The organism is Parasphingorhabdus cellanae (assembly GCF_017498565.1).
In the GTDB taxonomy this organism is placed as follows: domain Bacteria; phylum Pseudomonadota; class Alphaproteobacteria; order Sphingomonadales; family Sphingomonadaceae; genus Parasphingorhabdus; species Parasphingorhabdus cellanae.
Genome location: NZ_CP071794.1, coordinates 2,446,102 through 2,471,797 on the forward strand (window position 1 = coordinate 2,446,102; position 25,696 = coordinate 2,471,797).

Below are 25,696 nucleotides of genomic sequence, written 5' to 3' on the forward strand. Positions count from 1 at the left end.
GATTTATGGAGCTGGGGTCTCCATCCGTCTCGCTCTCCCTTGAAAGAGATTCCAGCTTTCGCTGGAATGACGAAAACATTCGAGGGGCTGGAAGGAAACTTCCGGCCCCTTTTTTATGCTGGCGGGAATTTCTGGTGCATCATCCTTATTTGAGCTCGCGCAGCCGGACTCGCACATATTTTGATGCTGATCGGAAATGACTAGCACCTGCCGCCTCTGCCCAGCGACCAGGGGTCCATTTATTGTTCGCGCCCTTCATCGGGCCATCATACAGATCACGATCTGAATGCGTCTCAATAAAATCCAAGAGCTTTTCGTAACTCTTCTTCAATGCCAGAACAGCTTCGTCCCAGCTGATATCAGCCTGCTTTTTTCTCAATTCAGCGTTGTAGCGCTTTAGGTCATTCCATTTATAACCCTTGGCCGGGAAATATACGGTTTTCCCAGCCATTCCGTCGGAATACCAATTGAAAAATAGCGCAATCCAATGTGCTCGATGCGAAATAACATCTTTAATAGAGGTGTTTTCCTCGTCTTTATGCAATGCGGTTTGGCTATCGATTGCAGATATCAGCCGTTCCAGTTTCTGATATTCTGCTCGCGTGATTTGATGCAATTCAGACTTGTTCTCCGCCGCCATGACCGACCTACCTTTCAGGTAAAATATGGTCCATGCGGTGACATAAAGCGTTGATCCAAATCAACTCTCAAACACGCAACATCTTTGGGTGGATAGCAAGTACCGATACTCCCGGATATTCCCAAAGCGCTCGGACTGTGCCATGCAGTTGCCATTGTAACTTCTTACAAAGGGATCAGACCGCATGACCAGGTTTCTTAAGTTAATATTGGCTTCCACCACAATGGCGGGGCTGGCGGTTGCCGCTTCCCCGGTTCATGCGCAAAATACTGCGCCGGCAGTCGCGGATGCGATGGAGACAGAGACGGATCGTCTCAACATCTGGTTCGACAAAAAATTTGAAGAACAGCTTGCCTTTAGTCCGATCCGCCAGACCTTATTGGGCCGCAGAACGGCTTATGACCAGATTGACGATTATTCTGTGGAAGCTGCAGACCGTCAACTCGCTTGGATGCGTGTGGCGACAGCGGAAATGAAACGTGATTTTGACTATGACAAGCTAACGCCGGATGCGCAGATATCTTGGGACATGTGGCTGTTCCGGTTGGAGCAGGCGGAATCGGGCGTGCCGTTTCGTCAGAATGGCTATATACTCCACCAGTTTAACGGTCAGCAGTCCTTCTTCCCGACCTTTTTGATCAATCAGCATCGCGTCGCTAGCGAATCTGACATGGTCGCCTTTATTGAACGGTTGAAAGGCAGTGCACGGGCGTTAGATCAGCTCCTCACGCGGGCACAGGCCAATGCCGAAACTGGCACCCGCCCGCCCCGCTTTGCCTATGAAGGGGTGATTGAGCAGTCCGAGAAAATCACAACCGGTGCGCCATTTGATACCGGCACTCCGTCAGCTCTATGGGAGGCGACTGAGGGCAAATTAGCCGCTCTGGTGAAAGCGGGTACGATTACGCAGGGAAGGTCGGATGAGCTGAAAGAGCAAGCGCGTCTGGCACTCACCGGATCGTTAAAGCCAGCCTATGAGCGCATCATTACCTGGTTCAAACAAGATCTACCCAATACAAAAGAAGCGCCCTTTGGTGTTTCCGAACTGCCTAATGGCGAAGCCTTTTATAACTATCGCCTCGCCAATCAGACGACGACCGATCTGACGGCGGATGCGATTCACACCATGGGCCTGTCCGAAGTCGCACGCATTCGCAGCGAGATGGAAGCGATCAAGGACAAAGTGAACTTTGACGGTGATCTGCAGGCCTTTTTCACCTTCTTGCGTGAGGATGATCAATTCTATTTCTCAAACGATGACAAGGGCGCGCAAGATTATATTGATACCGCTGAAAAGCATCTTGCGTTTATCAACACACGCCTGCCGGACTTTTTCGGAACCCTGCCAAAAGCCGATTTGGTGGTGAAGCGGGTGGAGCCGTTTCGCGAACAAGACGGTGCGGCTCAGCATTACCGGCCCGGTACACCGGACGGAACACGCCCCGGAACCTATTATGCGCATCTGTCGGACATGCGCGCGATGCCAATCCATAGTCTGGAGGTAATCGCTTATCATGAAGGCAATCCCGGCCACCATATGCAAAGCTCGATTGCGCAGGAACTGACTGGCATTCCGAAATTCCGAGCGCAGGGCGCCTATATTCCAGCCTTTGGCGAAGGATGGGCGCTCTATTCGGAACTATTGTCGAAAGAAATGGGGGCCTATGAAGACCCCTATTCTGACTTTGGGCGTCTCACGACGGAAATCTGGCGCGCCATCCGCTTGGTGGTTGATACCGGCTTGCATGCAAAGGGCTGGAGTGAAGAAAGAGCGGTGGAATATTTCCTCGCCAATTCGCCAATCCCTGAAACCGCTGTGCGCAGCGAAGTCCGCCGTTATCTGGTGATGCCGGCACAGGCGACGAGCTACAAGATCGGCATGCTGAAAATCCAGGAACTGCGCGCCAAGGCGGAAAAAGAGCTGGGTGATGATTTCGATATTAGAGGTTTCCACGATACGGTATTGGGCGGCGGTTCGGTGCCGCTGAACATATTGGAAAAGCAGGTCAATCAATGGATCGCTGCGACAAAAAAATCGTAAGCCGCTATGGTTGCCAGTACCTTTGAATTGTTCAAAATCGGTGTCGGGCCATCGAGTTCCCATACGATGGGACCGATGTTGGCCGCGGCTACCTTTGCTATGCGAGTCGCGGAGCAAGGGATTTTGGGTCAAGTCACCCGGATGGAGACCAAATTATTCGGTTCGCTTGCGCTGACGGGCAAGGGGCACGCGACCGACCGGGCGGTATTGTTAGGTCTGTCCGGACGGGTGCCGGAAAATATTGAGCCGGATGCGGCCGATGCGCTGGTGGACCAGATCAGAAACGCAAAGCGCATTCACTTGAACGGCACCCACGACATTGTCTTTGACGAGGACACCGATGTCATCTTCGATCAGCGCAAGCGTCTGGATTTCCATTCCAACGCGATGCGGTTCACGGCCTTTAACGGCGCAGACGAACTGGTGACGCGGGTCTATTATTCGGTCGGCGGCGGCGCGATCCTCGACGAAGATCAGATTGGCGCGAATGACCCCGAAAGCGGTCTGTGGGATGTTCCGCATCCGTTTTGCTCTGGCGCAGACTTGCTGCGTATCGCTGAAGAAAAGGGGCTCTCGATCGCCGATATCATGCGCAATAACGAGCGTGTCGGTAAAACCGATGAGGAGATTAGCGCGACCATAAGAGAGATATCCGATGCAATGTCTGCCTGTATTGACCGCGGCATCAAGTCAGGCGGGATCCTGCCTGGTGGCCTGCGTGTAAAGCGCCGCGCGCCGTTGATCCATGCGCGCTTGATGGAGCGGCAGGAGCGGGCCTTGTCCGATCCGCTGACGGTGCTCGATTGGGTCAACCTTTGGGCACTCGCGGTGAATGAAGAAAATGCGGCCGGCGGCAAAGTGGTGACTGCGCCGACCAATGGTGCGGCTGGAATTGTGCCGTCGGTACTTCGTTTCTACGAACGGTTTTCGCCCAAGGCCGATGTCGCCGGGATCGAGACATTCTTGCTGACCGCCGCCGCCATCGGTTCTCTGTTCAAAGAAAACGCCTCCATCTCAGGCGCAGAAGTCGGTTGTCAGGGCGAAGTCGGTGTCGCCTGTTCGATGGCAGCGGCCGGACTGACGGCGGCGTGGGGCGGGACGCCGTTACAGGTCGAGAATGCCGCCGAGATTGGCATGGAACATAATCTCGGACTGACCTGTGATCCGGTCGCAGGTCTCGTGCAAGTGCCCTGTATTGAACGCAATGCCGTCGGCGCGGTCAAGGCAATTGAAGCGGCACGCCTGTCGATCATGGGCGATGGCACCCACCGGGTGAGTCTGGATGAAGTCATTGAGACCATGCGCAAAACCGGTCTGGATATGAGCGAACGCTACAAGGAAACCTCGCAGGGCGGTCTGGCCGTCAATCTGGTGGAATGTTAGAGCAAAAACCTGAGGAGCGCATGGGCCGGTCAAAATTTTTTAGCAAGCGTCTGCTATTGGGTGTCGCCATGGGAATTGGCGTTCTCGTGAGCGCGACATGGCTTCTTCGTCCAGCCATTGGTGCGTGGCTTTTTGCCAATGCCGTTGAAACCGCTGTCAACCGCGACGTGATTGGCGATTTGCCCGAAGGCATGCATCTCGCTTTGTGTGGAACCGGATCGCCCTTGCCCGACCCCAGTCGCGCTGGGCCTTGTTCCGCGGTGATTATCGACGGCAAAATGTTCATTGTGGACATAGGCGGTGGAGCGGTGCGCCGACTGGGTGAAATGGGACTGAGCCCGGGCCGGATCGAAGCCTTGCTGCTGACTCATTTTCACAGCGATCATATTGATGGCATGGGCGAGCTATTGCTGCAGCGCTGGGCTGGCGGCGGTCATGCAGAGCCCTTGCCGGTGATCGCGCCAGAGGGTGTGACCCCAATTGTTGACGGAATAAACGCCGCCTACGCTGCCGATGCGAGTTACCGCGTGGCACATCATGGCGAAGATATCATGCCGCCATCCGGTATCGGCGGTACCGCTCGGCCTTTCGCTTTACCCACGGATGAAGCCGAGCAAATTGTCTATGATCAGGATGGCCTGAAAATCACAGCCTTTGCGGTCAATCACGAACCGGTTGTGCCAGCGGTCGGATATCGCTTTGACTATAAAGGCCGGTCGATCGTGTTTAGCGGTGACACCACACGAAACGTAGCGGTCGAAAGGGCCTGCAACGGTTGCGACATATTGGTGCATGAAGTGCTGAATGCCGAGATGGTTGCGCTTACCGAAGCAGCGATGAAAAAAGCGGGACGGCCAAGGCTTGAGAAGATCATGGCGGATATTCCCGATTATCACGCGACGCCTGCCGAGGTGGCGGAATCGGCCAAGGCTGCCAAAGCAAAAATGCTGGTTTTCTCTCATATCGTTCCGGCGGTGCCGAACAGCCTTTTGGAACCCTATTATCTGAAAGATGTGACGGCGGGTTTTCGCGGGAAAATAGTCATGGGCAAAGACGGCATGCTGTTCAGCCTCCCCGCCGATAGCGATCATATTGGGCGATCCGACCTACTCTAAACAATTGTTGCGACATCGTTACACTACGGCCTTTGGCAGGTGTTGACGCAAGCCGGGATGGTCTATCAAAGACCAGCCAATGTCGGACGATCCAAACAACAGCAAAAGCTCCAGCAAAAGCGCAAAACTGACCAACGGCTCAATAGTTGGACATCTGGTCTCGCAAACTGCGCCTATGCTGCTGGGCATTGCCAGCATCATGTCGATTGGCATTATCGATGCCTATTTTATTGGTCAGCTGGGCGCAAAGGAGCTGGCAGCGGTCAGCTTCATTTTTCCGGTCACCGTAGCGCTGTCCAGCATGGGCGTCGGTGTTATCGCTGCGATCAGCTCTGTTGTATCCCGCGCGCTTGGCAGTGGGGATGAGGCAAAAGCGCAGCAACTCGGCAATCTCGGCATTGCTCTGGCCATCATATTCGGCCTTTGCATTGCAGTGACCCTTTATCTGGTGAAGACACCGCTATTCGACCTGATGCAGGCGGAGGATGACCTCCTGCCGTTAATCCAGGCCTATATGACGCCCTATGCTCTCGGTTTTCCGCTGTTGCTGACCAATATGGGGATGAACGGCGTATTGCGTGGACAGGGCGCGGCGAAGCGCGCCTCGACGATATTATTCGCCTTTGCAGCAACCAATTGGGTGCTCGACCCGCTATTGATCACGGGCATCGGTTCGTTTGAAGGTTTCGGTATTGAAGGCGCGGCCTATGCCACGATTGGCGGGTGGGCAGTGGGAACCGGATTGGGGTTTGTGCTGGTTCAATCCAGTGCCATCAAGATGAACCCGGCCTGTTTGACGGCGACCGATTGGCGCAAAGGCGTGGTGTCTCTGTTGCGGGTGGGCGGACCGGCGGCGGGTTCCAATGCGATCAATCCCATAGGTCTTTCGATCCTGACCGCGCTGCTTGCCGGCTATGGTCAGGATGAGGTTGCCGGTTTTGGAGCCGCTGGACGCTTGCAAAGTCTGGCGGTGGTACCCTTGCTTGCCCTGTCGAGTTCGATCGGCGCGGTTGTTGGCCAAAACTGGGGAGCAGGCAAGGCGGAGCGGGCGCGACGTGCGCTTTGGCTATCGGGTATATTCTGTATCCTCTACGGATTGCTCATTGCTACAGCTTTAGTGTTGGCGAGCCGCTGGATTGGTTCCTTCTTTACCGAAAAAGATGCGGTGCTGGCGGCGATCGAAACTTATCTGACGATCGCGGCTTGGGGCTTCGGTGGCTATGGTTTGTTCATTGTCGCCAATGGCGCTTTCAATGCGATTGACAGGGCGGGAACGGCACTCGCTTTGTCGCTTAGCCGGGTTTTCCTGATCATGGTGCCGATTGCCTTGCTCAGCAGAACTGCGCTGGCTGGTGACGAATGGGGCGCGTCGACGATTTATGCCGGGGAATTGGCCGCCAATCTGTTAGGCGGCGTGATCAGTGGATTTGTCGCCTGGCGCATCTTTCGGCAAAATTGACATGGCGAGAATTACAAAACTGACCGCCAATAAGAATAGTATCGAAGAGGACCAACTGCTTTAAATTGCCATTGCACTGCAGGGGAGATAAGCATGGCGAGTAACCGATTTTGGCAGTTGAACAGACGCCCGGTAGACGACGACGTTTCCGGTGCGCTTTCGCTGGAAACTGAAGCCATGCCGGAACTGGCGGACGGTCAAGTGCTGGTGAAAGCCGTTTATCTTTCGATGGATGCTGGCACGCGCATGTGGATGACGGAGCGTGAGGATAGCTATCAGCCGCCGCTCGAACTCGGTACAAAAATGGTGGGACTGGTGCTCGGGCATATCGCTGCTTCCCGCCATGCCGGATTTGCCGAGGGCGATCTTGTGCGCGGTTTTGGTCAATGGGCGGAACATGCAGTGATTGAGCCGGAACTGTCTGGGTTGGTGAAGGTTGATACGGGTATCAGCGATATCAAACAGCATTTCGGTGTGCTTGGGTTTAACGGTTGGACGGCCCTTTGGGGCTTGCAGGAAACGGCCGGTGTTGAGGCAGGGCACAATGTTTTGGTCTCAGCGGCGGCAGGCGCGACCGGTGTGCTGGCTTGCCAGATTGCCAAGATATTGGGCGCCAATATTTATGGCCTGGCAGGCGGCCCGGACAAATGCCGTTGGCTGGAGAGCCAACTCGGGATCGCCCAAGCGATTGATTATAAGAATGACGACATCGCGGCAGAGTTGGCGAAAGTGGAAGGCGGGATTGATGCCTATTTCGATAATGTCGGCGGTCCGATCCTGGATGATGTGCTGCCCAATATGGCGCTCTATGGCCGGGTGGCTCTATGCGGATTGCTGGCTCAGTATAAGGGCGATGGACGCGGGCAGGGGCCGGAGCATTTCGACCAGATCCTGATGAAGCGCCTGCGCGTCGAAGGCTTTTTCTCGCCCGATTTCATGGATCAAGGAGAGCGACTTACGCAGCAGCTCAAGGAATGGCTGGAACAGGGACGGATCGATACGCCGTTTGATGTGACGGATGGAATCGAGAATGTGCTGACCGCCTATGACAAGCTGTTTACTGGCGGCAATATCGGCAAGGTACTCGTTCGTATTTGAGCGCTATTGCGTTTTCTGTTCCGGAAAATACCAGACCCGGCGGATCAACCGATCTGCAATCTGGTAGACCGCAGTGGCACTCTGCGCCTGGCGCTCCCCCTTGCTGTCCGACCAGGATGCGGTCTCGATCACGGTGACATAATCTCCGTTGACCGACCAGCCGCCGAGACTGCTGCTAATGCGGGTCGGGCTTTTGAAATAGGATTCCATCTCGCTGACCATCCGCTCTTTTCCATCGGTCGTGACCTTGGACTGGTCCCCGCTGATCGTGATCCATTGAATGCCGGGATGCATCAGCGCGGCCATAGCGTTAACGTCTCTGGCATTGAACGCAGCTGTATATCTTTCGACCAGCTGCTGATGGTCGGACGGTGGAGCGGTTGTCTCAGCAGCAACCGAAACCGGCAGCAGCATAAGCATCATCATCAACAGCTTTGGCATCCTATCCTCCCTCAAAGCGGTTTTTTGACACTCGGCAAAACTGGAGTTTCTGTCAAGTTGTAGGCTTCAATCGTAAACCCAAGAGCGAAAAGCCCATGATCAAGGCTGAGAAGATCAGTGAGATAGCGACAATCGCGTCCCATCCGCCCCAAGCATAGGCGGTTGTGCCAAGCCAACTCGACAGGCCGCCACCGACAAACATGATGACAATATAGATGGTCATCAGGCGGGTGCGAATTTCCGGGGCGCGGCCGAACAGGATTGTGCGATTGGCAACATCCATCGACGCGCCGCCGAAATTGCTGAACAGGATTGGCAGGATCAATATCCACAAGCTGTTGCCAGCGAATATCAACAGGATCGCGCCGATTAACTGAGCGATGGCAAATAGCATACGCGCCCTTTCCGCACCGATCCGGTCTGCCAATCGCCCCGACCAAGGCGCAATAAACACATTGGTTCCAGCGAGCAGCGCAAGATAGCCGACCATATCGACACCATATCCCATCTGCGGGCTGGTAACATGCAGCCCGATACCCAGCCATAGCGCCAGAAAAAATCCGAAGGACAGGGCTTGCAGCAATCCGGCCAGCAGCACGTCCGGCATAGTCCTGATGATCGGCCAAAGCGACGCGATCAGCGCGCCATAGCTTTGCTGAGGTTCGTTATCGTCACGCAGTTTCTCATCTTTCTCCATGATCAGCGGCAGGATGACGAGCAGCAACAGGGTCAGCGCGGTGCCGACCCAATAAGCCGATCGCCAACCAAAATAATGCCCCAGCACGCCGGCGCCCGCGCGGCTGCCAAGCAATCCAACAGTGATACCAGCGGTCATGATCCCGGTAACATGGCCAATGCGGTCGGGGCGCACCCGCTTGGTGACATAGGCGGGCAGCAAATAGGGTGTGATGGTCGCAAAACCCAGCAACGAGGATGCGGCCACAAACAATCGGAAATCCTGTGCTGTGGCCATGGCAAGCAAAGCCAGAAACTGACCGGCGACAAAGGTGATGACCAGCTTGCGATTGTTGATCCGATCGCCAAGCGGCAGCAGCAATAAAATGCCGAGGGCCAGCGCGATCTGATTTAACGCGGGCACCAGCCCCAACAGAGTTCCGCTCACGCCAAAATCATTGCCAACCGGGGCTATGAGCGGGTGAATATAATAGCCATTCGCGACTGCCACCGCACAGGCCATGGAAAAGAGAAACAGCTTTGTTTCGCTAATCCGGCGCGGTGCAGTCTTGGTCGAAGGAGTGGCGGCGTCGGTCAGTATATCGGCTTTCTATATCGGGCGTGCACTGCCCATGACGAAAGCGGAGCCCCAAGTCCTCTACCTGTTTAGCTAGCGTCGATCACTTTTTGCAACTCTTTCAGAACATCGCCATAGGTGCGATCATTCAGCAATGTCACTAGCTTGGGATCGGCAACGGCAGGACTGCCGCTGTCAAAAGGCGGATGGGGATCATATTCCAGTCCCAACTGTACCGCCTCTGCAAAAGATTGTCCGGCGATCTCCGCAATAACGGTCAGGGCGAAATCAATGCCAGAGGTTACCCCACCCGCCGTAATCACATTGCCGTCCTTGACGACACGCGCCGCTTCATAAGTTGCACCGAATTTCTCCAGTAACGAAACATAGGCCCAATGGCTGGTCGCGCGCCTGCCTTGCAGTAATCCTGCTGCGCCTAGGGCCAGGGATCCGGTGCACACCGATGTGACATATTGCGCTTCCGCGGCCTGATCTCGCAGAAACTGCAACGTCTCTTCATCTTGTATCACATCGCGCGTGCCAAAGCCGCCCGGGATGCAGAGCAAATCGGCTTGCGGACAATCGGCCAGGCTCGTGCTCGGCAGCATTGCAAAGCCGCTGTCGGTCTGGACAGGCTGGACGTGCTTTGCAGCCGTATGCACGGCCGCTCCCGGCATCCGCGCCAAAAATTGCGCTGGCCCGGTAAAATCAAGCTGCGTAATGCCGTTGAATAAGAGAAAAACAATGTGGAAAGGCTTTTGTGTGTCAGTCATGAGCATGTCTCCTTTGGTTCAAGAAATGCCCAGGCGCCCGACTGAAAATTGCATCATGAAAGATGCGCCCGCTCCCCGATGGTGAACCACCCTATCGCGCCAGTTGCGAACATCGAGATTATATCATCCCTGGGCCACTAAAGGCAAACTGGTTTTACTCGCTGCGCAATGCTTCAATCGGCGACAGGCGTGAAGCGCGAACGGCGGGGTAACCGCCGAACAACAATCCGATGACAGCAGAAAATATAATCGCGCCAATGCTGACCCCGACCCCGATCGGGACCGGAAAATCAGCATAAACGGTCAGTGCTGTTCCGCCCGCAATGGCCAGTATCAACCCCATCGCACCGCCAATCACGCAAAGCACGGCTGCCTCGACGAGAAACTGGTTACGAATATCGCTGCGTTTCGCGCCCAGCGCCATGCGCAGGCCGATTTCACGCGTACGCTCGGTAACGCTGACCAGCATGATATTCATGATGCCAATGCCGCCGACCAGCAGCGAAATGGATGCGATAGCGACCAGCACGATTTGGAATATGCCGGTCACCTGTGCCGATTCTTTCATAAATTCTTCGGTCGTGCGGATCGTGAAGGGATTGATATCCTTGCCGCGCACCCGATAGCGCTCGCGCAGCAATTTGGTCATCTCGCGCTTCGCCTCTGGCAGCGATATCCCATCTTGAAAGCCGACAAACAGCACCTGCAAGTCATCCGGGCCAGCAAGCGAGTCGCCGGAAAACCGCTGTCGCATCGTGCTGATCGGCATCAGTGCAATATCGTCATTATCATTGCCAAAGCTGGAACCCTTGGATTCGGTGACGCCTATGACATTAAACGGCGCGCGGTTGATGCGGATGGTTTCCCCGACCGGATCAAAATCGCCGAATAGTTTTCGCGCGACCGTTGGGCCAAGCACCACAACGCGCGCGGCAGACCGGACATCGGCTTCGCTAATGAAGCGGCCGTTCTCGGCGACAAGATTGGATACTTTTCCATAGCCGGGTGTAGTGCCGACAGCATTGGTCGAAGCATTACGTCCGGCAACGACCAGTTGTATATTGGTGCGCAGTTGCGGTGCGATGTCATCAATTCCGCCAATCTGTTTTTCGATTGCCCGCGCGTCGCGCATCGTCAGCCGACCGCGGTCAAAAGAACGCCGCCCGCCTTCACCTGTATCGGGCTGCGGAAAGATGAGTGCCATGTTGGAACCAAGCGCATTAATGGACTGCATCACCGACACCTGCGCACCGGAGCCGACTGCTACAGCGAGTGTCACAGCAAAAACTCCGATCATCACGCCCAAGGTCGTTAATATCGAGCGCATCAAATTCGTGCGCAGCGCCGTTATCGCGATTGCGATGTTAACCAGCCAGCCAGAAACCTTTTGTCCCATATTGCCGATCATGCGCCGACCTTTCGCCGTTTTTTGACCGCGATATCCTCAATCACCTTACCGTCACGGAATTCGATCCGGCGTTTGGCATGGTCGGCAATTTCTGCCTCATGGGTGACCACGATGATCGTGATGCCTTGATCGTTCAGGCTTTGGAAAATCTCCATTATATCTTCCGACGTCTTGCTATCGAGCGCGCCGGTGGGTTCGTCGGCCAGCAAAATCAACGGTTCGGTGACCAGCGCCCGGGCAATAGCGACGCGTTGCTGTTGTCCGCCGGATAATTTGGCCGGACTATGGTCGAGCCGGTCGCCCAGCCCCATGGCCTCGAGCTTCGCCTGCGCCTTTGCTCTGCGGTCCTCGCCGCCAAGCCCGGCATAGATGAGCGGAACCGCAACATTGTCGAGAGCGGTCGTGCGAGCAAGCAGGTTAAACTGCTGAAAGACAAAGCCGATTTTCTGATTGCGTAACTCGGCCAGGGCATCGCCATCACGGTCGCTTGTGGCCATGCCATCTATGCGCACAATGCCGGATGTAGGGATATCCAGACAGCCGATCATGTTCATGAAGGTCGATTTGCCCGATCCGCTGGCACCCATGATAGCTACATATTCGCCGCGGTCGATGGACAGCGAAACGCCGTCCACGGCGCGCACCGTTTCGCCGCCCATCTCATAATTTTTTACCAGATCCTGTGTTTCGACTAACGCCATCATCTCAGGTGTTCCCGCGGGCAAATTCGTCCTCGTCTTCTTCGTCCTCCTCATTTTCGAGACTTTTGGAGCGGACGAGGATTTTCTCTTTTTCCTTTACGCCTTTGATGATCTCGACAAAATCCTCTCCGGCAAGGCCGATAGTTACCGTGCGGCGAACCGGTTCATAGGGATCATCGCCAGCGACCCAAATCTGGGCTGTGTTTGTTTTCTTGGATTTTTCGTCAGCTGGTTTGACCGGGTCTTTCGTTTCCTCTTCGGGCCGATCATCTTTGCGGGGACGAAAACGGATGGCAGGCGCGGGAATACGCAGCACATTGGTTCTTGTACCGGTAACAATTTCAACATTGGCTGTCATACCGGTGAGCAATTTGCCTTCTTTGTTGTCGACATCGAGAATCACCAAATAGCTCACCACATTCTGTTCTTCGGTCGCCGATTTCCGAATTTGGCCAACTTTTGCGACAAACGTATCATCGGGATAACTGTCGACAGTAAAGCGCACCAGCTGATCCACCCGGACCTGTCCGATATCCGCTTCGTCGACGGAGGCCTCGACCTGCATGCGACTGGTATCGGCAGCGATTTCGAACAGGTTCGGCGTCTGGAAACTGGCGGCCACGGTTGTTCCGGGCTCGACCAACTTGTTGATAACAACGCCGCTGGTTGGAGCGACGATCCGCGTGCGGTTGAGGTCCAGCTGAGCCGAGGAGAGTTCGGCTTCGCTTTGGGCAATTCCCGCGCGCCCGCTTTGCGCTTGCGCTTTTGCGGTGCTTAGGGAGGCCCGCGCATTGGCCAACGCATTGCGCGCCTGATCAATACCGGCTTTCGAGACGAAGCCTTTATCTGCCAACTGCTGCTGCCGTTCAAATTCGCGGCTCTGCACTTCATAATCGGTTTGCGCGCGGATGATTGATGCTTCGGCCTGTGCCAGCGTTGCACGTGCCGAGGCCACCTGCGCCCGTGCCTGGGTGACGCGGGCTTCGATACGAGTGGGATCAATCTGCGCAAGTACTTGCCCGGCAGTGACGGGTGAGTTGAAATCTACATAAACGTCAGTGACCTGTCCCGAAATTTCCGACCCGACGTTGATGGTGTTAAGTGCCCTTAATTTACCACTGGCCGACACTATGCGAGCAACCTCACCACGGGACACGGGTTCGGTGACATATTCATATGTCGCGGGTGATGGAATAATGACCTTGTAAAGAATGGCGATCACGACGAGGGCAATCAGGCCCGAAATGACGGGGTGGAGACGAATCCACGCCAGAGACCGTGTAATAATCAACTTTCCCCTGTCTTAGCTATATAAAGCACTATGGCAGGCGTATCCGATGTAGGCAATATGCAGCGATTACAATTATTGGTTTGCCTGTAAGCCGGCTTCGTTCAATTCGCTGTGACATCATGGCCGTAGAGCCATTCCATCTGCGCATCAAAAGCTTCCTGCCCAGGTATTTTTCCGGCCAGCCATATGGGGGCATAGGTGCTTAACTTGCCGCTTGTTGTGCGCTGGTGGAAAATATTCATATTGCGCCGAGCGGCTTCCTGAACGCTGGCTGTTCGAGCGCGCCGCGCTTGGAAAAAAAGGGTGAGGGCCGTTTCATGATCATCATGTTCTGCCAGTAAGCGGGCCAGCACATAGCCATCCTCAATCGCTTGCACGGCACCTTGCGCCATAAACGGCAACATCGGATGAGCCGCGTCACCGATGAGGACCGCTCGGCCATCGATCCATTGGTCCAGCGGATCACGGTCAAACAAGGCCCAGCGATAATGGTGATCGGCCTGTTCCAGCAAGGTTGTGATCGTCGGATGCCAACCTGCAAAATCGGCCAGGGCCTGTTCGCGCGTACCTTTTTCGGTCCAGCTTTCCTGTTGCCAGTCATCGCGTTCGACCACGCCGACCAGATTGGCCAGCTTGCCGCCGCGCAGCAAATAGGTGACGGCATGTTTGCCCTCGCCAAGCCAGACGCTGGCAACGGGCAAAGGTGCGTTCCGGCCCAGTTTGGCGACTGGCACAACCGCGCGCCAAGCCACATTGCCGGTGAAGCGCGGCTTTTCCTGCCCAAGCATTTGTGTGCGAATGGGTGATTTGATCCCGTCGGCGCCAACGATGATATCGCCTTCGACCACAGAACCATCGCTCAGTATTGCCCAAGCCTTGTGATCATTCTGACCATAGCCGGCGACAGGTGTCGCCATCCGCAGAGCGCCGGAACAACGTTTACTAAGCGCGTCCGCCATGGCGGAAATGAGATCAGCACGATGAATGTGAAGATAGGGCGCACCCCATTTTTCCTCAAGCCGCTGGCCCATGTCCTGGGTCATGATCACCCGGCCGGATTGCCCCATCCGGAATTGTGTCGCGCGCGGGCAACAACCGGTTGCCGCAACCTGCCCGTCAATATCCAGCGCGCGCAGCACATGCATCCCATTGGGGCTGATTTGTATGCCGGCGCCAATATCTTCCAGCTGCGCGGCCTGTTCCAATATCTCGACATCCCAGCCGAAGTGGTTGAAGCATAGCGCAGCGTTTAATCCACCAATCCCGCCGCCAACGATTATCGCTTTCATGGACTACGTCCCTGCTTGGAATTACGCGTGCCTTATGCCGAAATAGGGCATCGAAGCCTCGGTATCAGAGATTGGGCGGGATGAAAATCTAAAGCGGAGGTGATGTTGGTGAGATGATGGCTATCACCGCAAATTTACATAAAAAGAAGGCCGCAAAATTGCGGCCTTCTTTTTATTCTTGGCCGTTAGAACCGCATTCTGACACCGGTATAATAGCGCCGACCGAATATGTCATAGACATCGGCTGCTGTGTCCGAGCCAGTGACATTGAATGGTGCAGACGTCGGGATCAACGGAGCATCGTTATCGAGCAAGTTATCTACACCAAGGTAGAATTCAAACTCTTCCGTCACTTTATAATTTAACTGGGTATCCAAGTAGAATTCAGCATCCACAGCATCACCGCAATCAACACAGAACTGGTCATCTGTCACAGCAGAGCTAATATAAGTACCCGTAAATCCGATACGGAATGGCCCATCGGAATATCCCAGATTTGCAGTAAAGCGATCTTGAGAAGTGCCGATTTCACCAGCAGATGGGTCTGCATCTAGATCAACTCTCTGTTTGAAGTCATTTTTGATCAGGTGGGTGTAGGCGACTCTAGCACTCAACCTTCCATCCAAGCCTAGGGCTTCAAGACTAGTATTATAAGACGCGGTTACGTCAATGCCTTCAGTTTTCAGGCTGGCACCATTCAGCTGCTGAGCATCGATGAATTCAATAGAACCAGCGCTATTTGTTGACGTCTGATTTGCACGTCTAGTGACAAACGAACAAGACTGAGCATCGGCGTTATTATAGCATTGATCCAGCGTAAATGCTCGTCCTGGGGCGGCGATTACATTGCTCACATCGATATTATAATAGTCAACAGTGATAGTAAGATTGCGAAGGGCATCAATGGAACGTGGATTGATGACCACACCAACGGTCCAGCTATCTGCCTTTTCTTCCTCCAGATCAGGGTTGGACAGATTGAACCCGCTAATGCCTTGAATATCCGCCTGTACTAACTGAAACTCGCCGCCATTAGCCGCAATATTTTCATTCACCCCTGCAAACGCCCGGCAAGCTGTTGCCAGAGCGCTGGTCTCAGTTGCTGTAACGCCACCATTGGGGCCGCTGCCGTCATTTGCACAAGGATCCTGCAGGCCAGATGGGAATGTCTGTCCAGCACCTGCAAACAGCTCATCGATATTTGGCGCCCGAACTGCACGCGAATAGGTGCCACGTAACCGGATGTCATCAATTGGTTGCCACGTCAAAGTACCATTATAGCTAACAACAGTTCCGACCGTGGAATAGTCTGCGACCCGGACGGCACCACCGGCCTCTAACAATTGAAAGCCCGGTGTGTCAGCAAGAATAGGAACTTTAACCTCTAAATAGCCCTCCAACACGTCAAATTCACCGAAGGAATCGCCCAGCTTGTTACCACCATTTAAACCAGCATTGGTAAGGGCGTCGTTATCTTCCTCACTTTCTTCCCGGCGATATTCTACACCAGCGGCGATGCCCAGCGGCCCAGCCGGTAGCTCGAAAAGAGAACCATAAATATTACCTTGGATCACTTGCTGGGTAATTTTCGTCTGAAAAGTTGCTTGGGCGTCAATATAGGCGATGGCGTCTTGCGAAATATTGCCTTCGCCAAAAATATTCACCGGCACACAACCACTGGCCCGCGCATCTGCATTGATGCAGATGGCCTCAGTAACATCACCGTCGCCATCAATATCGTCGATATCAGCTTGAGCGGCCAATGCCTGCTGAAAACTCTGAATGTTGACTTGCCCGCTAGATGTCTGATTTTCAGAAGTCTGGCCAAAATTGTAACTGACATCCCAATTGAACTTGTCGTCAAATATGGCACCATCAAAGCCGACAACGAAACGATAAAAATCGCGGGTCGTATCACCTGACCGCGGACCAAATTCGGTCAAACGGCGCTGAAATCCGATGTCTCTCAGGCCATCACCATCGGTATCCTGAGCCGCCGCGACAATTTCTGCCGGAACCAAGGGGTTTACCAAAACCGTTCCATTGACTTCGTTTTCGATCGGCATACGGCCGGTCCCCGGATAAATGCCGGTGCCGCCGCCAGATTCCAGTGCAAATGGTTCGATAATGCGCGACGACTCGGTGCGGCTGTAAGTCCCTTCAAAAAATAGATTGACGTAGTCTGAAATTTCGTAACTGCCAGCAGTCGCGAATAAATATCGTTCAACCGGAACAGCCAGCGTACGGAAGGCTTGACGATTAAATCCGTTCGGCCCAACCCCACCAGGGCACGTTGTGCCATTGGTGGTAAAGCATGGCTGAAGATTGCCATCTGGATCAAAGGTGAAGTCGTCGCCGACGTTCGGAGTACCAGCGACATCAAACCGGCCTTGAGGGGGGAAGCTGGAGAAAAAGGGACCGTCTCGCTCCGCGTTTACGTCACCGCCGAAGAAAATATCCGAAATGGCATCAACTTGGGTATTTGACCGTTCACGCGATAGAAGGCCGTTTTCATTTGAATAACCGAAATGAACCATGACGTTGCCGCGGCCATCGGCGACATTCGTTCCATAAGTCAAATTAGCCTGATAACGCAGATCGTCTCCCTGTTCGGTTAGGCCAATCTGGCCATTGGCCTCAATGCCTTCAAAATCTTTCTTGTACACAAAGTTCACGACGCCAGCGACAGCATCCGAGCCATATAGCGATGATGCGCCACCTGTCAGAATATCCACGCGCTCAAGAAATTGTGTTGGAATGACGTTAAGATCGACGATGGAAGTCCCAGGAATGCCAGCCACAACACGGCGGCCATTGGCCAATACCAACGTTCGATTAGAGCCAAGGTCGCGAAGGTCGATGCTGGCAACACCCGTACCTGATGTTAGAAATGCGGAGTTCGTGCGGCTTAGTGCAGGGGTACCGAAGGCTGGATTTTCCAAGAGTAGTTCTTGAACGTTTGTTACACCAGATTCATCTATCGCCGCATCATCCAAAATCTGCAAAGGTGCTGCAGATTCAACTGTGGGTGACGCAATACGCGAACCGGTTACCACGATGAGGTCGTCGCTTTCCTCTGTTTCTTGGGTTGCTTCTGCTGATTGCTGATCTTGGGCCTTTGCTGTTGTAGCAGAAATGGCCAACGCCATAATAGCTGCTGACGCACAAAATTGACGTAGGTTTTTGGTTTTGAAATTGGATCGCATTTTGGATTCCCCTGTTTGGTTACGGAGGCAACCAAATAATATAAGGAGCTGATCAGCAATAAAATAACACAATATTTTCAATATTGTGAGCTGTATGAAGTTTCACTGCAACGGTGACTTCACAATATTGTAAATTTTGAAATTGAGGTAATATATTGTTTGTTTATAAAGAGGTATTTGAGATTGTGGAGGTTGCTTTTGTTAAATATAGTCGGTTAGAGAGGCGATAACACGTTTCGCTCACCCAGCAGCGGGCGATCAACCACTGCGCGACTATTGGCGGTCAGGGTCTCGTGGGACAAGAGTGCTGTAAGGCCGTTGTGACATACGGCCATACCGTCACAAACTATTTTAGATATCAAATATGAAAACTGCCGCCAAAGCCAGACGCGCGCCTTTTAACTTCAAAAAGCGCGCAATCATCTGAACCCTATTTCCGACCCAGCCCAATTTTCGTGGCCAAACCGCTACGAACTTTCGAATAGTTCGAAGATACCATTGGATAATCGGGTGGAAGGCCCCATTTTGCCCGATATTCTTCCGGTGTCATATTGTAACGTGTCATCAAGTGCCGTTTCAGCATCTTGAATTTCTTGCCGTCTTCCAAGCAGATAATATGGTCTGGCTTGATCGACTCTTCGATTGGAACTGCTGGCTCTTGTTTTGTTTTTGATGACCCCGGCTCGCCGTTAAGATCCGACAACGCGCTATGCACACTGTTTATCAATATTGGCAAATCTGAAACAGCAACATTATTATTGTTAACATGCGCCACAACAATTTGTGATGTCAAAGCGATCAATGTTTCGTCCATTCGATTATCAACTTCTGGCATATTCATTCCCCGATCCCGATATTTCCCCAAATACCTCAAATTTTTCAACTGATAAGTCATTTACATCCATTTTGGATATAAATTAGTGATGTCCGCCACAGAACGATAAATCAAGTGTTCTTTGACTATTGTTTTGAATAAACCACGGCCATATTCAGTCATTGGCCCGATTTGACCGAATTGTCAGCAAGCCAGTGTACCAAAATGGGAGCAATAATATTTAAATATAGGATGCAGTGGTTTTTGCCGAGACTTCATCTGCGGTCACGTCAGGCGCTAATTCGATCAGTTTGAACGGGCTGTCATGGTCGGGACGGTGAAAAACGGCGAGGTCGGTGATAATCATATCCACGACGTTGGTGCCGGTTAATGGTAATGTGCATTGCGGAATGAACTTGGGGCTGCCGTCTTTCGCGCAGTGGTCCATGACCACGATGATTTTCTTGACGCCTGCAACCAGATCCATGGCACCGCCCATGCCCTTGATCATTTTCCCGGGAATCATCCAGTTGGCGATATCGCCATTTTGGGCCACTTCCATGGCGCCCAATACGGTCAGGTCAATATGCCCGCCGCGGATCATCGCAAAACTATCGGCGCTGCCAAAGTAGCTGGACGAGGGTAATGCGCTGATCGTTTGTTTGCCCGCGTTGATCAGATCGGCATCAATCTCGTCTTCATAAGGAAACGGACCAATGCCCAACATGCCATTCTCGCTTTGCAACGTCACTTCGACACCACCGGGTATGTGATTGGCCACCAGGGTAGGGATGCCAATGCCAAGATTGACATAATAGCCGTCTTGCAGTTCTTGCGCCGCACGCGCGGCCATTTGATTGCGGTCCCAGCTCATGATGCGGTCTCCCGTTCGCGGGTCATGCGAAATTCTATCTTCTTGTCATAGGGTGAGCCGTCAATCAGGCGTTTGACATAGATGCTTGGTAAGTGGATCGCATCGGGGTCCAGCTCGCCAACTTCGACAATTTCCTCGACTTCTGCGACGCATATCTTCCCTGCTGTTGCCATTGGTGCATTGAAATTGCGGGCGGTTTTGCGGAAAATCAAATTGCCCGCCTTGTCTGCCTTCCAGCCTTTTATCAGGCAAAGGTCGGCAAAAATCCCGCGTTCAAGAATATAATCTTCGCCGTCGAAGCTTTTGACTTCCTTGCCGTCTGCCACCTGCGTGCCGACACCCGTCTTGGTATAGAAGCCGGGTATCCCGGCGCCGCCAGCGCGGCAGCGCTCGGCCAAGGTTCCTTGCGGGCAGAATTCCACTTCCAGCTCTCCGGACAAATATTGTCTTTCAAACTCCTTATTCTCGCCGACATAGGATGAGATCATCTTTTTAACTTGCTTGGACCGCAGCAATTTGCCCAAGCCTTCATTATCAATCCCGGCATTGTTGGAGGCAATGGTGAGATCCTTCACCCCGTCTGCCTGAATCGCATCAATCAGCCGCTCCGGTATCCCGCATAATCCAAAACCACCGACGCATAAATGCATGCCATCAAATAACAACCCGTCCAAAGCGGTTGCCGCGTCAGAATAAATCTTCTTCATATCGAGCCTTTTCGCTAGTATAATTGGCTCCTAGCGCAAGTTTTGGCTTATCGTCCAGATTAGAATATATTTGCATCTGCAGATCGGTTATGGGCCGGTTTGTGACCCGGATAATAGCCTGCCTGTCCCTGTTTTTCTTTCTGGTGCCAGTGACCTATGTTCACGGGCCGCCGCCGCCAAAAAATGATAGCCAGGTTATTCAGCTGCAATCGATCAGCTTTAATGCTGAGGAGCCTGATCGCTTGAAAACCGGGCGACTTGAATTTCTGGCTGGCTGGAAAATGACCAGTGACAATGATGATTTTGGTGGAATCTCCGCGATGTTGGCTTTGCCCGATGACCGGTTTTTGATGTTGAGTGATGCCGGCGTCCTGATCGGTTTTACATTGGATCAACAAAACGATCTTGCTAAACAGGCATCCATTGCGCCGTTGCCGGACGGGCCACCGGTGGCAAATGAATTTGCCAAACAGAACTGGGATGCAGAGTCATTGGTCCTTGACCCAGGAACGGGCCAATATTGGGTCGGATATGAACGCTATCACAGCGTCTGGCGCTATAGCCCGTCTTTTGCGCACAAAGAGGCTGAACATAAGGTCAAGGCGATGCAACAATGGCCGCTTAATAGCGGCGCTGAAGCGATGCTGCGCCTACCCGGGCACGACGGTGAAGCGGACCATTTTCTGGTTTTCTCCGAATCCGCTGAATTTAGCAAAGGCGGTTATCAAGCGCTGATATTTGATGGTGATCCAGCCGAAGAGAAAAACAAGCCGAAGCTTTTCGGTTACCGGCCGCCCAGAGGCTATAAGATAACCGATGCGACCTTGCTGCCTGATGGCCGGGCGCTGTTATTGCATCGCCGATTCACCCCGTTGGATGGCGTCTCTGCGATTCTTTCCATTGGCGATTTATCGGAGATTGCCGAGGGCAAGATCTGGAGCTCTCAGCGGATCGCGACGCTCAAGCCGCCGATGAAGGTGGACAATATGGAAGCCCTGGCGGTCACTCTGGAAGATGGCGATGCCATCATATGGATGGCTTCGGATGATAATTTCAATCCGGTTCAAGAATCCATATTGATGAAGTTCCGGTTGTTACCAGGCAAGTTTAAGCGGAAGAAGGATAAGGCTCCAGCAAACAAGGCTCCAAATGACAAAGCCGAGGCGAGCCCCGGCTTTTCGTCAATTCCAAAATAAACTGCAAATACAGTTATTAAGCGGCAGTAGCCTGCTTTTTGGCAATTTCTTTTTTGAGACGGCGCACGCGTAGGCTCAATTTGTCATCGGATGTTTTCAACAGCCAGTTATCCAGCCCGCCAACATGCTCAACCGAACGCAGGCCGTGGGTCGAAACGCGCAGCTTCACGCCCTTACCGAGAGCGTCGGACAACAAGGTCACATTTTGCAAGTTCGGCAAAAAAGTTTTTTTGGTACGGTTTTTGGCGTGCGATACATTATTGCCTACCAGCCGAGTCTTACCTGTCAGTTCGCAAATCCGCGACATGTTTTGTGTCCAATTTCTTGTTATTGAGTGATTCCCGTGGGAAAGACAGCGCACCTAACCGCAAATCGCCGGTTCGTCAAGCGCAGGCCGGCGGGATTTTTGACCTTTATGGCAACCAACTGGCCCGTCCCTCGTTACTAGAGCATGATAACGAAGGGATAAACCATGATCATTTTGAAAATTTTGCTCGCCATCATTTTGCCGCCGCTCGGCGTTTTCGTTCAAGAAGGACTGAACAGTAATTTCTGGATCAGTGTCCTGCTGACATTGCTAGGCTATGTTCCCGGTATCGTCTTTGCGCTCTATATCTTGCTGGCCAAGCGAGGCTCTCTCGCATAACGGCATAGTTTGCTGTATATGGCGGAATAATTGGCCTTGGCCGCCAAACCGGACTAAGCATCGCCAAACATGGTGATGGATCAGGCCCGGACATATATGCGCGAAGCGCTCCAATTGGCTCAAAAAGCTGCCGATGATGGCGAAGTGCCGGTTGGCGCGGTCGTCGTGCGTGGTGGAGAGATTATTGCCGAAGGCCGAAATCAACCGCGCGCCACCGGTGATCCGACGGCGCATGCAGAAATCGTCGCCTTGCGAGCGGCCGCTGCAAAACTGGGCCAAGAAAAACTGACCGATTGCGACCTGTGGGTCACGTTGGAGCCTTGCACTATGTGTGCAGGCGCCATTTCTCATGCGCGAATCAAGCGGCTCTATTATGGGGCGACAGACCCAAAAGGTGGCGCGGTGGACAGCGGCGTGAATTTCTTCGCCGCCGCCACCTGCCATCATGCACCAGAAGTTTACGCTGGATTCGGCGAAACCGAATCCGCTGCATTACTCCGTGATTTTTTCAAAAACCGCCGTCTTTGAAGGTCCGCCTTAATTATTATCCTGAACTAGTGCACAAAGCGCGCGACAACGTCACGGTAGCTGCGGCTCACTTTAACTTGCGCACCTGATCCCAGAATCAGGAAGCACTCGCCGTTTGTATGCGGTTTCACTTCCCGCACTTGGCCCAGATTGACGATGGTCGACCGGTGCACCCGCTGAAAATTGCGCGGATCGAGGCGTTTTTCGAGATCTTTCATAGTTTCGCGCAGGATCAGCGAGTTATCGGCGGTATAAATACACATATAGTCGCCTGCCGCATCGATGCGCTCGATCGTATCAACATCAACGCGGAAAATCTGTCCACGATCTTTCACGTTGATCAGCTTCTCATAGCGGCTGGCTGCGGCGGGCTCTTCGGCATTTTCCAAATCCGCCATTGCCGCTGGCGCGACTTCGCTGAGCACATTTTTGAGTTTTTCAATCTCTTCCGCGCCGCGCTTTTCGGTCAGGCGGTTTCGTACACGTTCCAAGGCATCGGCCAGCCGGTCGGGCTCAACCGGTTTGACCAGATAATCGACGGCTTCTGCTTCAAACGCACGGACGGCATGGTCAGCAAAGGCGGTTACGAAAATGAACAAGGGTGGTTCTATTTCCATAATGCCCTGAACAACTGAAAAGCCGTCAAAGCCCGGCATCTGAATGTCGAGAAACACCAGGTCTGGCTTTAACGTCTTGATTTTGCGGATCGCCTCACGGCCGTTGCTGCAAGTATCGATGATTTCGATATCTTCATATTTTTCCAGACGGATTTGCAGGCCCTGAATGGCCAGTTTTTCGTCGTCGACTAATATCGTCTTTATCGTCATGGATTTATGTCCTTTTGGTGCGATGAAGCCATTGCGGGGGCGGTGACGAGACCCCCATGGCTTTTATCGGATGCATGCTCCCCAAATATGGCTTCGTTCCTGATCTGGTCGAGTGTTGTGCTATGCTGCGCAGCCTCTTTCTCAATCAGTTCTCTGGTTTCAAATGGCAATGAAATGATCACAGAAAAACCGCCTCCTGCTGATGACTTAATCTCGAACTGATGCGCTTCTCCATAAGCTTGGTTTAATCGCTCCTGAATATTTCCCAATCCAACGCCAGTAGAGTCAGTTGTTTTTGGTATCGGGCCACTTTTCCCCGGACCAGTATCCGACACGGTAATCTTGACCATATCCTGGTCAACGCCTTTGTTAAGCCATGCAGCGACGGCAATTTCGGCCCCTTCTTCAAGGGGCGTGACCGCATATTTAATCGCATTTTCAACCAAGGGTTGCAGCAACAATGACGGTAACAGCGCATCACGGACAGCCGGATCGATATCAAAACTGGGTCGCAGCCGTTCCTCAAAACGCATTTTTTCGATATCGAGATAGAGGTGCAGCGTCTCCACCTCCTGCGCCAATGTCACGCGGCTATGCACTTCGTTGACCAATGTATGGCGCAGAAATGAGGACAAGCGGGATAACATCGCATTGGCAGGCTCGGTCTGTTTCAGCAGCACCAATGTCGAAATGCTGTTGAGCGTGTTGAATAGGAAATGGGGGTTTAGCTGATAACGCAGCATCGCCAGCTGTGCCCGTGTCGCCTGCGTTTCCAGGCGCAAAAGCTGGTCATTCTGTTCCTCAACCCTCAGGAAAAAATTGATCGCATAATATAAAGCCGACCATGCGCCGAGCAACATGATACCCAGAAACAGGGCCCCGAGATAGAGCGTGCCGAATGCGGTTTCGGTGTTCGGATTCTGAATCTGGAAAACCCAGGCATCGATAAAGGCATAAAGGGAAGCCGCGACAGCAAGAGCGACTGCCGTGACGCCCCAGGTCACAATCGGCTTTCGATTGATCAGGTTGCGATAAATAACCGACAGCAGCAGCGATATCGAATAGCCGGTAATCGTCCCGATAATCGCCGGGATCAGAAAGCTGAGCGGCAGGCCGTTGGAAATTCCCGACAATCCGCGCAGCGCCAATACCGCGGCCCAGCCAGCCGATTGCAGGTTCCAGAATGCGCGGTTTTTATTGCCAAAAAAGGGCTGGGGACGAATTTCGATGACGGCCATATTGCCCATCTATAGCGCGCCATTGCCGTTTGGGAAAGAATCGCATAATATTATGTCTGAAAAAGCAAAGAGAACACGCAAAGATAAGCGTGAACCTGAGGAGAATGACATGGGCGGCCCCAATGAAGTGACAGCAAAATTTGCGTCGATGGAAGAAGGTACGGAGGAAGACTGGAAGATTATCGGGGGTCACTACATGCCGTTTGCCAGCAAGGTTGCGGACCGGGTGCTCGATCATCTGCGGCTGTTGGACGGCGATTATGGCGGCTTTCCGGTCGATCGGCTGGAGCACAGCCTGCAAACCGCAACCCGCGCGCATCGTGACGGCCGGCCGGATGACTATGTCGTCATGGCCTTGCTCCATGATATTGGCGATACGCTCGGCACGTTTAATCATCCCGACGTCGCGGCAGCGATTCTAAAACCCTTTGTCAGCGAAAAACTATTTTGGATCACCGAAAAACACGGCATTTTCCAAGGTTATTATTTCTTCCACCATCTCGGCCAGGACCGCGACATGCGCGAGCAGTTTCGCGGCCATGAACATTTTGAAGATTGCGCGGAATTTTGCGAAAAATATGACCAGAAGGCTTTTGACGCCAACTATGACAGCGCCCCGCTGGAGTTTTTCGAACCGATTGTGAAGCGCGTCATGGAAAGGCCGATTAACAGCATTTATGTGAACGAATAGGTGTTTTGACCCGAAATTCTCGCTGATCAGATTGTTTGAGATGTGATCAAATAGTGACTTTATTGCTGTGGTTGCTTT

General features: G+C 53.2%; 24 protein-coding genes and 1 riboswitch. Of the genes, 9 read left to right on the top strand and 15 right to left on the bottom strand.

Annotation, left to right across the window (positions count from 1 at the left end):
• Window positions 1–145: 145 nt before the first annotated feature.
• On the bottom strand, window positions 146–640 hold the full coding sequence (locus J4G78_RS11745; RefSeq protein ID WP_207986743.1) for a ClbS/DfsB family four-helix bundle protein: 495 nt from the start codon (window positions 638–640) through the stop codon (window positions 146–148).
• Window positions 641–824: 184 nt separating this feature from the next.
• Between J4G78_RS11745 and J4G78_RS11750 the strand changes: the two genes are divergently transcribed.
• From J4G78_RS11750 to J4G78_RS11770, 5 genes are all read left to right on the top strand, one after another.
• Window positions 825–2,681: a DUF885 domain-containing protein gene (locus J4G78_RS11750; RefSeq protein WP_207986744.1), complete on the top strand. Its 1,857-nt coding sequence runs from the start codon at window positions 825–827 to the stop codon at window positions 2,679–2,681.
• Window positions 2,682–2,687: 6 nt separating this feature from the next.
• Window positions 2,688–4,064, top strand: a complete 1,377-nt coding sequence (locus tag J4G78_RS11755; protein WP_207986745.1) for an L-serine ammonia-lyase — start codon at window positions 2,688–2,690, stop codon at window positions 4,062–4,064.
• A 20-nt stretch (window positions 4,065–4,084) separates the two neighbouring features.
• Window positions 4,085–5,179: an MBL fold metallo-hydrolase gene (locus tag J4G78_RS11760; RefSeq protein WP_207986746.1), complete on the top strand. Its 1,095-nt coding sequence runs from the start codon at window positions 4,085–4,087 to the stop codon at window positions 5,177–5,179.
• 79 nt (window positions 5,180–5,258) lie between these two features.
• On the top strand, window positions 5,259–6,638 hold the full coding sequence (locus tag J4G78_RS11765; protein ID WP_207986747.1) for an MATE family efflux transporter: 1,380 nt from the start codon (window positions 5,259–5,261) through the stop codon (window positions 6,636–6,638).
• Between the two features lie 93 nt (window positions 6,639–6,731).
• Window positions 6,732–7,736, top strand: coding sequence for an NADP-dependent oxidoreductase (locus J4G78_RS11770; RefSeq protein ID WP_207986748.1), 1,005 nt, complete (start codon window positions 6,732–6,734; stop codon window positions 7,734–7,736).
• 3 nt (window positions 7,737–7,739) lie between these two features.
• Here J4G78_RS11770 and J4G78_RS11775 read toward each other — a convergent pair whose 3' ends face one another.
• The 11 genes from J4G78_RS11775 to J4G78_RS11825 form a co-directional block, all read right to left on the bottom strand.
• Window positions 7,740–8,177, bottom strand: coding sequence for a nuclear transport factor 2 family protein (locus J4G78_RS11775; protein WP_207986749.1), 438 nt, complete (start codon window positions 8,175–8,177; stop codon window positions 7,740–7,742).
• Window positions 8,178–8,229: 52 nt separating this feature from the next.
• Complete coding sequence (locus J4G78_RS11780) at window positions 8,230–9,363, bottom strand: MFS transporter (RefSeq protein ID WP_207986750.1); 1,134 nt, start codon at window positions 9,361–9,363, stop codon at window positions 8,230–8,232.
• 155 nt (window positions 9,364–9,518) lie between these two features.
• Window positions 9,519–10,202, bottom strand: a complete 684-nt coding sequence (locus J4G78_RS11785; RefSeq protein WP_207986751.1) for a DJ-1/PfpI family protein — start codon at window positions 10,200–10,202, stop codon at window positions 9,519–9,521.
• 20 nt (window positions 10,203–10,222) lie between these two features.
• A riboswitch (ZMP/ZTP riboswitch) is annotated at window positions 10,223–10,319 on the bottom strand.
• A 37-nt stretch (window positions 10,320–10,356) separates the two neighbouring features.
• A complete protein-coding gene (locus tag J4G78_RS11790) occupies window positions 10,357–11,610 on the bottom strand; it encodes an ABC transporter permease (RefSeq protein WP_207986752.1) in 1,254 nt (417 codons plus the stop codon).
• A complete protein-coding gene (locus J4G78_RS11795; RefSeq protein WP_207986753.1) occupies window positions 11,607–12,314 on the bottom strand; it encodes an ABC transporter ATP-binding protein in 708 nt (235 codons plus the stop codon). The genes J4G78_RS11790 and J4G78_RS11795 overlap by 4 nt, the downstream gene beginning before the upstream one ends.
• A 1-nt stretch (window position 12,315) precedes the next feature.
• On the bottom strand, window positions 12,316–13,602 hold the full coding sequence (locus J4G78_RS11800; RefSeq protein ID WP_207986754.1) for an efflux RND transporter periplasmic adaptor subunit: 1,287 nt from the start codon (window positions 13,600–13,602) through the stop codon (window positions 12,316–12,318).
• A 101-nt stretch (window positions 13,603–13,703) separates the two neighbouring features.
• Window positions 13,704–14,891 (bottom strand): FAD-dependent monooxygenase, encoded by a 1,188-nt coding sequence (locus J4G78_RS11805; protein ID WP_207986755.1) that lies wholly within the window; start codon window positions 14,889–14,891, stop codon window positions 13,704–13,706.
• 185 nt (window positions 14,892–15,076) lie between these two features.
• Window positions 15,077–18,040, bottom strand: coding sequence for a TonB-dependent receptor domain-containing protein (locus J4G78_RS11810; RefSeq protein WP_243457070.1), 2,964 nt, complete (start codon window positions 18,038–18,040; stop codon window positions 15,077–15,079).
• 487 nt (window positions 18,041–18,527) lie between these two features.
• The gene (locus J4G78_RS11815) at window positions 18,528–18,932 is read right to left on the bottom strand and encodes a Ros/MucR family transcriptional regulator (RefSeq protein ID WP_207986757.1); all 405 of its coding nucleotides are present in this window, start codon (window positions 18,930–18,932) and stop codon (window positions 18,528–18,530) included.
• Window positions 18,933–19,152: 220 nt separating this feature from the next.
• Window positions 19,153–19,785 carry a CoA transferase subunit B gene (locus tag J4G78_RS11820; protein ID WP_207986758.1) on the bottom strand — a complete coding sequence of 211 codons (633 nt, stop codon included), beginning with the start codon at window positions 19,783–19,785 and terminating at the stop codon, window positions 19,153–19,155.
• Window positions 19,782–20,492, bottom strand: coding sequence for a CoA transferase subunit A (locus tag J4G78_RS11825; RefSeq protein WP_207986759.1), 711 nt, complete (start codon window positions 20,490–20,492; stop codon window positions 19,782–19,784). Before J4G78_RS11825 ends, J4G78_RS11820 begins: the two co-directional genes overlap by 4 nt.
• 101 nt (window positions 20,493–20,593) lie before the next feature.
• Between J4G78_RS11825 and J4G78_RS11830 the strand changes: the two genes are divergently transcribed.
• Window positions 20,594–21,688 carry an esterase-like activity of phytase family protein gene (locus J4G78_RS11830; RefSeq protein ID WP_207986760.1) on the top strand — a complete coding sequence of 365 codons (1,095 nt, stop codon included), beginning with the start codon at window positions 20,594–20,596 and terminating at the stop codon, window positions 21,686–21,688.
• Window positions 21,689–21,704: 16 nt separating this feature from the next.
• Here the strand turns inward: J4G78_RS11830 and rpmB are convergent, their stop codons facing one another.
• Entirely contained in the window at window positions 21,705–21,995 is a 291-nt protein-coding gene (rpmB, locus tag J4G78_RS11835; RefSeq protein ID WP_207986761.1) for a 50S ribosomal protein L28, read from the bottom strand.
• Window positions 21,996–22,160: 165 nt separating this feature from the next.
• Between rpmB and J4G78_RS11840 the strand changes: the two genes are divergently transcribed.
• On the top strand, window positions 22,161–22,334 hold the full coding sequence (locus tag J4G78_RS11840; RefSeq protein WP_207986762.1) for a YqaE/Pmp3 family membrane protein: 174 nt from the start codon (window positions 22,161–22,163) through the stop codon (window positions 22,332–22,334).
• A gap of 69 nt (window positions 22,335–22,403) precedes the next feature.
• Entirely contained in the window at window positions 22,404–22,862 is a 459-nt protein-coding gene (gene tadA / locus J4G78_RS11845; RefSeq protein ID WP_207986763.1) for a tRNA adenosine(34) deaminase TadA, read from the top strand.
• Between the two features lie 26 nt (window positions 22,863–22,888).
• Here tadA and J4G78_RS11850 read toward each other — a convergent pair whose 3' ends face one another.
• The gene (locus tag J4G78_RS11850; RefSeq protein ID WP_207986764.1) at window positions 22,889–23,689 is read right to left on the bottom strand and encodes a LytR/AlgR family response regulator transcription factor; all 801 of its coding nucleotides are present in this window, start codon (window positions 23,687–23,689) and stop codon (window positions 22,889–22,891) included.
• Entirely contained in the window at window positions 23,686–24,927 is a 1,242-nt protein-coding gene (locus J4G78_RS11855; RefSeq protein WP_207990659.1) for a sensor histidine kinase, read from the bottom strand. Before J4G78_RS11855 ends, J4G78_RS11850 begins: the two co-directional genes overlap by 4 nt.
• A gap of 109 nt (window positions 24,928–25,036) precedes the next feature.
• Between J4G78_RS11855 and J4G78_RS11860 the strand changes: the two genes are divergently transcribed.
• Window positions 25,037–25,618 carry an HD domain-containing protein gene (locus J4G78_RS11860; protein WP_207990661.1) on the top strand — a complete coding sequence of 194 codons (582 nt, stop codon included), beginning with the start codon at window positions 25,037–25,039 and terminating at the stop codon, window positions 25,616–25,618.
• The last annotated feature ends 78 nt before the right edge of the window (window positions 25,619–25,696 follow it).

Excerpts from the sequence above, each read along its gene's own strand:
- J4G78_RS11745 (WP_207986743.1), bottom strand. The coding sequence starts at position 640 with ATGGCGGCGGAGAACAAGTCTGAATTGCATCAAATCACGCGAGCAGAA.
- J4G78_RS11750 (WP_207986744.1), top strand. The coding sequence starts at position 825 with ATGACCAGGTTTCTTAAGTTAATATTGGCTTCCACCACAATGGCGGGG.
- J4G78_RS11755 (WP_207986745.1), top strand. The coding sequence starts at position 2,688 with ATGGTTGCCAGTACCTTTGAATTGTTCAAAATCGGTGTCGGGCCATCG.
- J4G78_RS11760 (WP_207986746.1), top strand. The coding sequence starts at position 4,085 with ATGGGCCGGTCAAAATTTTTTAGCAAGCGTCTGCTATTGGGTGTCGCC.
- J4G78_RS11765 (WP_207986747.1), top strand. The coding sequence starts at position 5,259 with ATGTCGGACGATCCAAACAACAGCAAAAGCTCCAGCAAAAGCGCAAAA.
- J4G78_RS11770 (WP_207986748.1), top strand. The coding sequence starts at position 6,732 with ATGGCGAGTAACCGATTTTGGCAGTTGAACAGACGCCCGGTAGACGAC.
- J4G78_RS11775 (WP_207986749.1), bottom strand. The coding sequence starts at position 8,177 with ATGCCAAAGCTGTTGATGATGATGCTTATGCTGCTGCCGGTTTCGGTT.
- J4G78_RS11785 (WP_207986751.1), bottom strand. The coding sequence starts at position 10,202 with ATGACTGACACACAAAAGCCTTTCCACATTGTTTTTCTCTTATTCAAC.
- J4G78_RS11790 (WP_207986752.1), bottom strand. The coding sequence starts at position 11,610 with ATGATCGGCAATATGGGACAAAAGGTTTCTGGCTGGCTGGTTAACATC.
- J4G78_RS11795 (WP_207986753.1), bottom strand. The coding sequence starts at position 12,314 with ATGATGGCGTTAGTCGAAACACAGGATCTGGTAAAAAATTATGAGATG.
- J4G78_RS11805 (WP_207986755.1), bottom strand. The coding sequence starts at position 14,891 with ATGAAAGCGATAATCGTTGGCGGCGGGATTGGTGGATTAAACGCTGCG.
- J4G78_RS11810 (WP_243457070.1), bottom strand. The coding sequence starts at position 18,040 with ATGGCGTTGGCCATTTCTGCTACAACAGCAAAGGCCCAAGATCAGCAA.
- J4G78_RS11815 (WP_207986757.1), bottom strand. The coding sequence starts at position 18,932 with ATGCCAGAAGTTGATAATCGAATGGACGAAACATTGATCGCTTTGACA.
- J4G78_RS11820 (WP_207986758.1), bottom strand. The coding sequence starts at position 19,785 with ATGAGCTGGGACCGCAATCAAATGGCCGCGCGTGCGGCGCAAGAACTG.
- J4G78_RS11825 (WP_207986759.1), bottom strand. The coding sequence starts at position 20,492 with ATGAAGAAGATTTATTCTGACGCGGCAACCGCTTTGGACGGGTTGTTA.
- rpmB (WP_207986761.1), bottom strand. The coding sequence starts at position 21,995 with ATGTCGCGGATTTGCGAACTGACAGGTAAGACTCGGCTGGTAGGCAAT.
- J4G78_RS11840 (WP_207986762.1), top strand. The coding sequence starts at position 22,161 with ATGATCATTTTGAAAATTTTGCTCGCCATCATTTTGCCGCCGCTCGGC.
- tadA (WP_207986763.1), top strand. The coding sequence starts at position 22,404 with ATGGTGATGGATCAGGCCCGGACATATATGCGCGAAGCGCTCCAATTG.
- J4G78_RS11850 (WP_207986764.1), bottom strand. The coding sequence starts at position 23,689 with ATGACGATAAAGACGATATTAGTCGACGACGAAAAACTGGCCATTCAG.
- J4G78_RS11855 (WP_207990659.1), bottom strand. The coding sequence starts at position 24,927 with ATGGCCGTCATCGAAATTCGTCCCCAGCCCTTTTTTGGCAATAAAAAC.
- J4G78_RS11860 (WP_207990661.1), top strand. The coding sequence starts at position 25,037 with ATGGGCGGCCCCAATGAAGTGACAGCAAAATTTGCGTCGATGGAAGAA.